At 74.4% G+C, this 7,024-nt stretch carries 6 protein-coding genes; 3 read left to right on the plus strand and 3 right to left on the minus strand.

The features are described from left to right. The first annotated feature begins 717 nt into the window (after positions 1–717). Positions 718–1,227 carry a GNAT family N-acetyltransferase gene (locus tag ACZ37P_RS20255; RefSeq protein ID WP_467347819.1) on the plus strand — a complete coding sequence of 170 codons (510 nt, stop codon included), beginning with the start codon at positions 718–720 and terminating at the stop codon, positions 1,225–1,227. Positions 1,228–2,475: 1,248 nt separating this feature from the next. Here the strand turns inward: ACZ37P_RS20255 and ACZ37P_RS20260 are convergent. After that, positions 2,476–3,291, minus strand: coding sequence for an ABC transporter permease (locus tag ACZ37P_RS20260; RefSeq protein WP_467347821.1), 816 nt, complete (start codon positions 3,289–3,291; stop codon positions 2,476–2,478). Beyond that, positions 3,288–4,229 carry an ABC transporter ATP-binding protein gene (locus ACZ37P_RS20265; RefSeq protein WP_467347823.1) on the minus strand — a complete coding sequence of 314 codons (942 nt, stop codon included), beginning with the start codon at positions 4,227–4,229 and terminating at the stop codon, positions 3,288–3,290. Before ACZ37P_RS20265 ends, ACZ37P_RS20260 begins: the two co-directional genes overlap by 4 nt. Before the next feature lie 154 nt (positions 4,230–4,383). Between ACZ37P_RS20265 and ACZ37P_RS20270 the strand changes: the two genes are divergently transcribed. Then, positions 4,384–5,796: a sensor histidine kinase gene (locus tag ACZ37P_RS20270; RefSeq protein ID WP_467347824.1), complete on the plus strand. Its 1,413-nt coding sequence runs from the start codon at positions 4,384–4,386 to the stop codon at positions 5,794–5,796. After that, positions 5,793–6,500, plus strand: coding sequence for a response regulator (locus ACZ37P_RS20275; RefSeq protein WP_467347826.1), 708 nt, complete (start codon positions 5,793–5,795; stop codon positions 6,498–6,500). Before ACZ37P_RS20270 ends, ACZ37P_RS20275 begins: the two co-directional genes overlap by 4 nt. Positions 6,501–6,573: 73 nt before the next feature. Here ACZ37P_RS20275 and ACZ37P_RS20280 read toward each other — a convergent pair whose 3' ends face one another. Further along, positions 6,574–6,873 carry an SCP2 sterol-binding domain-containing protein gene (locus ACZ37P_RS20280; RefSeq protein ID WP_467347828.1) on the minus strand — a complete coding sequence of 100 codons (300 nt, stop codon included), beginning with the start codon at positions 6,871–6,873 and terminating at the stop codon, positions 6,574–6,576. Positions 6,874–7,024: the final 151 nt, after the last annotated feature.

Genomic DNA, 7,024 nt, shown 5'->3' on the forward strand with positions numbered 1-7,024 from the left:
CTGCCTGACCCTTTGCACCTGGCTCAACCCGGGCTCTGCTCCCGGCAACTCCGCACGTCAGCAAGCCATTTCCCCGCGCACGCGGGGATGACCCCGCCCGCAGCAACCTCGCCGATCGGTACGGGCACAGTTCCCCGCGCACGCGGGGATGACCCCCGCACGCGGGCCAGCGGCCGGGGCGCGTCCTGCCGCTCCCCGCACACGCGGGGATGACCCCAGGTCCGGGGCCACGCCGGAGCTGCGCGAGTCCTGCTCCCCGCACACGCGGGGATGACCCCATCGGCCGCTTCGGCTTCGATGCGGCGATCTTCCGCTCCCCGCCCGCGCGGGGATGATCCCTTGACGTTCTTCGCGAGGCCGTACGGCCACTTCTGCTCCTCGCCTGCGGGGATGACCCCGCGCAGGGGTACGGCCTCGGCGCGCAAGCTGTCTGCTCTCCGCCCGCGCGGGGATGATCCCGGCGTGGTCGTCCACCACACCGTTACCCAGGGGTGGTCCCCGCGCCTGCGGGGATGACCGCTCGTCGGGACTCACCGACGCTGGAGGGGGCGTAGGGCCTCCCGATTCTCCGACCGGGCGGTGCGGGGCGTACGGCGGGAGCTGCGGTCGCGGACGGAGCGGGGGCACGTCGGAAGGCTCGACTGCGTGCGTCGAGGCCGCTGACGTGCGATACGGGGTGGGCGCGGACGAAAGGGCGCCCCGTGTGATGCTGGCGGCATGAGTGATCAACCTGAGGTCGCCGTCGTCCGGTGGCCGGACCAGGCACCTTCGGCCGGGGACGGGCTGGACGGGCTGGCCGGGCTGCTGGCGGCCTACCACCTGCGGACCGAGGCCGAGAAGGGGGAGCCGGTCGCGGGGGTGGACGGGCTGCCGGATCGGTACCGGGCGGAGATCACCGACCCTCGGAGCGCGTTCGCCGACGATGTCGTGCTGGTGGCGCTCGTGGGGGACGCCGCCGTGGGCTGCGTGGTGGTGACGCGTCCGGACCACGGGCACTCCGAGGTCAAGAGGCTCTGGACCGAAGCCGAGTTCCGTGGCCGGGGCGTCGCGTCCGCCCTGCTCGGCGCGGCGTTCGCGCAGGCGGCGGAGAACGGCGCGGATACGGTCCGGCTCTCGGTGTGGAAGTGGCGGACCGGGGCCATCGCGCTGTACGAACGGCTCGGCTTCACCGTCACCGACTCGTGGGACGAGCGGGAGCAACTGGTCTGCATGCGGCGCGCCTTGTGAGCGGTCGCCGTCACCCGCTGACGGCCGCGCCATCGCGTATCGCGTGGCGACGGCACGGCGCGTCGTCACCCCGCGTCAGCCGGGACGGCGGCTGCCGAGGCGCGCGTCGCCCAGGGCCCCGGCCCGCTCCACGAACCTCGTGACGACCTCAGCAGCTCCCCGCCCACGCCGTAGGGGCGGGTCACTCGCCTCAGCTCTACGCTGTACGCGGACCGTCTCCACGCGCGCCGGGTTCGCCGCATTTGCCCGATCCCCGCCACCTGATGAATTCCGCCCCCACCCGCCAACAAACCCCCACGCCACCGCGCACGCGGGGATGACCCCGACTTCCGCCACGGCCACCGGTCTGGCCCGTACCGCCCCCCGCGCACGCGGGGATGACCCCGGGCCCCGGAGGTCCAGCGCGAACGGGATCACCTGCCCCCCCGCGCACGCGGGGATGACCCCGTCCAGTTCGGCGACCGCGCCCGGTACAAGCGCTCCCCTCGCCCGCGCACGTGGGGATGACCCCGTCCAGTTCGGCGACCGCGCCCGGTACAAGCGCTCCCCTCGCCCGCGCACGTGGGGATGACCCCGGCAGGACGGCTCGCTGGCGCTGAGCATCTACCTGCCCCCCGCACGCGGGGATGACCCCTTCTGTGACCGCACGTCGTAGACAGTCTGGTGCTGCCCGCCGCGCACGCGGGGATGACCCCAGGCGGCGCCACGTCTCCGGCCCCACGAGACCCTGCCCCCGCGCACGCGGGGATGACCCCTGGCGGCCGGGGAACGGTGGGGCAGTAGGCCCCTGCCCCCCGCGCTCGGGGGGATGACCCTCGGTCGTCGTGCTCGGCCTCTTCGGTTACGGGCTGCCCCGCGCGCACGCAGGGATGACCCCAGACGCTCGACTAGAGCCCACGGGGGGATTTCTGCCCCCCCCGCACGCGGGGATGACTCCAACGTCGCGGTGCCGCAGATGCAGCGACTGGGCTGCTCCCGCGCACGCGGGGATGCCCCCGGAGCGGCGGCAAAGGCCGCTTCGCCGAAGAGTTGCCCCCGCGCATGCGGGGATGACCCCGGGGCCACGCAGATGCAGGGGATTCTCACCACCTGCCCCCCCGCACGCGGGGATGCCCCCGGACGCCGCCGCGACGGCCCACCGTCGCCGACCTCGCCCCGGCGCGCCCGCCGCCCCGGCGCGCCCCCCCCCGCCCGGGCGCCCCCCCCGACGGCGAGGTCAAGGCGAAGCGCCCCCCCGCCGGGGCGGCGTTATTGGTCGCGGCGGGGGACCGTCAGGAGGACGAGGAGGGCGGGGGCGGCGGCCCAGGCGGCGAAGGTGAGCCAGGCGCCGGGGATGGTGGAGGGGTAGGGGGCGTGGAGGATGGCGATGGGGAGGGTGAGGCGGTACCAGGCGTTGAAGGGGAGCGCGTGGGTGAGAGTGGCGCTGAGGTGGGTGCGGTCGGTGATGGAGACGGGGAGGATGAAGGCGAGAAGGAACAGCGTGACCATGGTGGCGACGCTGTGGCGGATGACGGCGCCGAGCCCGAGGCCGATGAGGGCGCCGAGCGGGGCGAGCACGGCGGAGGCGGCGGTGATGCGGAGGGCGACGGCGTCGGCGAGGGGGACGCCGGTGTAACGGCCGTACAAAATGGCCGCGTCGCACCAGACGGAGGCCGCGACGGTGAGGACGCCGAAGACGGCGGCGACCGCCGTGACGACCAGGACCTTGGCGGTCATGACCTCCCGGCGGGCGGGGACGGCGCAGAACGTCGTACGGAGCAGGCCCGTGGTCTGTTCGCTGAGGATCGCGATGGCGCCCACCGCGCCCATGGCCAGCAGGACCCAGGCGGCGGCGGGACGGCTGAACGCCTCTTGCAGGGCGCCGTGCGCGGTGAACGGGGGCGGCCCTGAGTGCCAGTGCGCGCGGGCGGCGCGCGCGGCGTTGGCGTTCACGCCGACCGCGGCCAGGGCGCTGAGCAGCACGAACCACGGGATGGACCGCAGCGACCACAGTTTGATCCACTCCGCCGCCAGCAAGTCCCAGAAGCGGGGCGCGGGTTCGAGAAGGCCGGATTCCGTACTCATGACCGCTCTCCCGACTCCGCCGCGTACTCCACGCTCGTACCTGTCAGTTCCATGAACGCCTGCTCCAACGAGCCGTTCCGTGTCGTCAGTTGGTGGATGAGGATGCCGCTCTCCACGGCGATCCCCGCGATCCTCACGGCGTCCATCCCGGAGCCTTCGGCAGCCGTCACCGTGAGCAGGCCGTCCGGCGCCTGCGTCACCCGGGCGCCCGCTCGCGTGAGCGCGGTCACCAGCCCCGCCGGGTCGTCGGCGCGGACCTCGACGACCTGCCCGCGCTGCCGCGCGCCGCGCGCGGCGAAGGCGGAAACGCTCTCGTCGGCGAGGAGTCGACCCCGGCCGAGGACGACGAGCCGGTCGGCGGTGTGCTCCATCTCCGTCATGAGGTGGCTGCTGACGAAGACGGTGCGCCCCTCGGCGGCCAGCCGTCTGAACAGCGCACGGACGAAGAGCACGCCCTCGGGGTCGAGCCCGTTCAGCGGCTCGTCGAAGAGCAGCACCGGCGGATCGCCGAGCAACGCGCCCGCGATGCCGAGTCGTTGCCGCATGCCGAGCGAGAAGCCGGCGATGCGCCGGCCGGCGGCGTCGCCGAGCCCGACCTCGCGCAGGACGGTGTCGATCCGGCCGCGCGGAACGGCGTTGCTGCGGGCCAGGAAGCGGAGATGGTCGTACGCGGTGCGCCCGCCGTGCGCGTCGCCCGCGTCGAGCAGCGCGCCGACGTGGCGCAGGCCCCGGCGGCGGGTACGGAAGGCGTGGCCGTTGATCGTCGCGGTGCCGCCAGTGGGGGCGTGCAGGCCGACGAGCATCCGCAAAGTGGTGCTCTTGCCCGAGCCGTTGGGGCCGAGGAAGCCGGTGACGTGGCCGGGGCGGACGGTGAAGGACAGGTCGTTGACGGCGGTGGTCCGGCCGTAGCGCTTGGTGAGATGGCTGACTTCGATCACGGGACCACGCTGCCGTCCGGAGCGGCGCGGGGTCATCGGCCGCCGGAGGACGTCCCCTGTCCGCCGGTCGCGGAACGGTCCGCCCCGCCGTACGCCCACGGGCTTACGTCCCCGGGTGAATGCCCAGGTGGGGGACGGTCGTTACGCTCGGAGCATGGACCTGGGCAGGGAGCTGAGCATGGACTTCACCCACTCACCGCTCAAACGCCTCTCCCGCGTACGGCCGGGTACGTGGATGGCGCTGATCTGGTTCGCGGTCACCGCGTACACCGTCTTCGAGCAGACGCAGACCCGCGGCCTCAGCGTGCTCGACCTGAGCCTCGGCAACCAGTTGGACGAAGTCCTCGCGGCCGTCCTCGTCCTGGCCGCCGCGCGCCGCGAGCGCCGCCCGCTCCCCGCCCTGTGCCTGCTGCTCACCGGGACCGTCTGCTCGGTGTTGGCCATGGCGGTGGGGGACATCCCGCTGTTGCAGTTCCTCGCGGTGGACGTGGCGGTCTGCTATCTGGCGGCGACGCAGCCGCTGCGCACGTCGGCGACGGCGGGCGTGCTGGCGCTGGCCACGCTGGTCGGCTACTCGGGCGGTCGCGCGCTGCTCGGCTACGAGACCGACGCGACGACGACGCTGACGGCCGCCCTCACGACGGCGATCGTGTGGCTGGTCGGCAACGCGGTGTGGCAGCGCCACGCGCACGCGGAGGCGTTGCGCGCGGAGGCGACGGAACGGGCCATCACGTCCGAACGCCTGCGGATCGCGCGGGAGTTGCACGACATGGTCGCGCACACCATCGGGATCGTCGCGCTCCAGGCCGGTGCGGCGCGGCAGGTCTTCGACACCCAGCCGGACCGCGCCCGCGCCGCGCTCGGCGAGATCGAGACGGCGGGGCGGGAGACGCTGACCGGGCTGCGCCGCATGCTCGGCGCCCTGCGCGAGGCGGACGGCAACGGCGCGGACGGGAACGGCTCGGACGCGAACAGCGCGCAGGGGAACGGCTCTGACGGGACGGGAGCGACCGGGCGCGGCGCGCACGCGGGCGGCGCCCACGCGGGCGGAGACGGTACGCGCGAGGCCGTACGGCCCGCCCCCGCGCCGGGAATCGCCGACGTGCCCCGGCTCGCCGAGACCACGACGGCCGCGGGCGTACGCGTGGACGTGACCTGGTCCGGCGTACGGCGCCAACTCCCGCCGGAGATCGAGCTGTCGGCGTACCGCATCGTCCAGGAGGCGGTGACGAACGTCGTACGGCACGCGGGCGCGCGCTCCTGCGCGGTGACCATCGACTTCCGCGCGGCGGAGCTGGCCGTCGAGGTCAGCAACCCGGGCGCGGACCCGGAGCCGCACCCGGCGCGTACGACGACGCACGGCGTACGGGCCCCGGCCCGCGGCGGCTACGGCATCGTCGGCATGCGCGAGCGCGTCGGACTGCTGCACGGCGACTTCTCGGCGCAGCCGCGCCCGGACGGCGGCTTCCGTGTGACGGCCCGGCTGCCGGTTCCGCCCCAGGAGGCCCAACCAGCTCCCGACGCGGGGACGTTCACGTGTATGCCGGTCACGGAGCCCGTCCGATGACCGTCGACGCCGCCGGACCTGCGGCCCCCGTGCGCGTCCTCCTCGTCGACGACCAGCCCCTCGTCCGCGCCTCCCTCGACATGATCATCACCGACGCGCCGGACCTCGCGGTGGTCGGCGAGGCGGGTACGGGCGCGGACGCCGTACGGCTGAGCGCCGAACTGCGGCCGGACGTCGTCGTCATGGACATCCGCATGCCCGGCATGGACGGTATCGAGGCGACGCGCCGGATCACCGAGGACCCGGTGTACGCGACCGCGGTCCCGCGCGTCCTCGTGCTGACGACCTTCGACCAGGACGACCACGTCTACGGGGCGTTGCGCGCGGGGGCGTCCGGGTTCCTGGTCAAGGACATGGCGCTGGACGACATCCTGGCCGCGATCCGCGTCGTGGCGGCGGGCGACGGCCTCATCGCCCCGGCCGTCACGCGCCGCCTGATCGCGCACTTCGCCCAACAGCCGCCGCCCGCGGGGCCGGTGGACGCACACGCTCCCGCGCGGCTGGCCGCCGTCACCGACCGCGAACGCCAGATCCTCACCCTCGTGGGCCTCGGCCGCGCCAACGCCGAGATCGCCGCCGAGCTCTTCATCAGCGGCGCGACCGTCAAGACGTACATCTCCCGCCTGCTCACGAAGCTGGATGCCCGCGACCGGGTCCAGCTGGTCATCATCGCGTACGAGTCGGGCCTCGTCGGCACGGCCTGAGCGCTGCCTGAGCACGGAGTCGGCACCCCGGCTCAAAGACCCCGGTTCAAGGCCCCGGCTCAGCGCCCCCGGCTCAGGGCGCCGTGAACAGCGTCGGGAAGCGCGGCGCGAGCCAGGGCCTGCGGCCCCAGGCCAGGATCGCGCCGCGCGCGAGCGCGCTCGTGGCGGTGCGGCGGCCGAGGGCGATGAGGAGGAAGGTGACGGGCTCGGTGACGATCGTGCAGTCGGGGCGGCGCGGCGGGGCGTCGGTCACGGCGAGGGCCCCGTCGGTGAAGGCGGCCGTGAAGCGGGGGCCGCCGCGCAGGCGGAGGTCGTAGCAGGCGGTGTGCCCGGCGGCGGTGCGGGGTTCGACGACGCGGGGCATGGCCGTCATGAGGAACGGGACGGTGAGCAGGGCCCGTTGGGGGCTGGTGCGGGGGGGGGGGGGGGGGGGCCACTAACCCGCCGTGGTGTGGCGGGGGGGAGACGGCCCCCCCCCTCCCCCCCCCCCCCCCATGCCCCCCCCTCCAAAAAACCCCACAAGA

The organism is Streptomyces sp. NPDC024632, assembly GCF_055559175.1.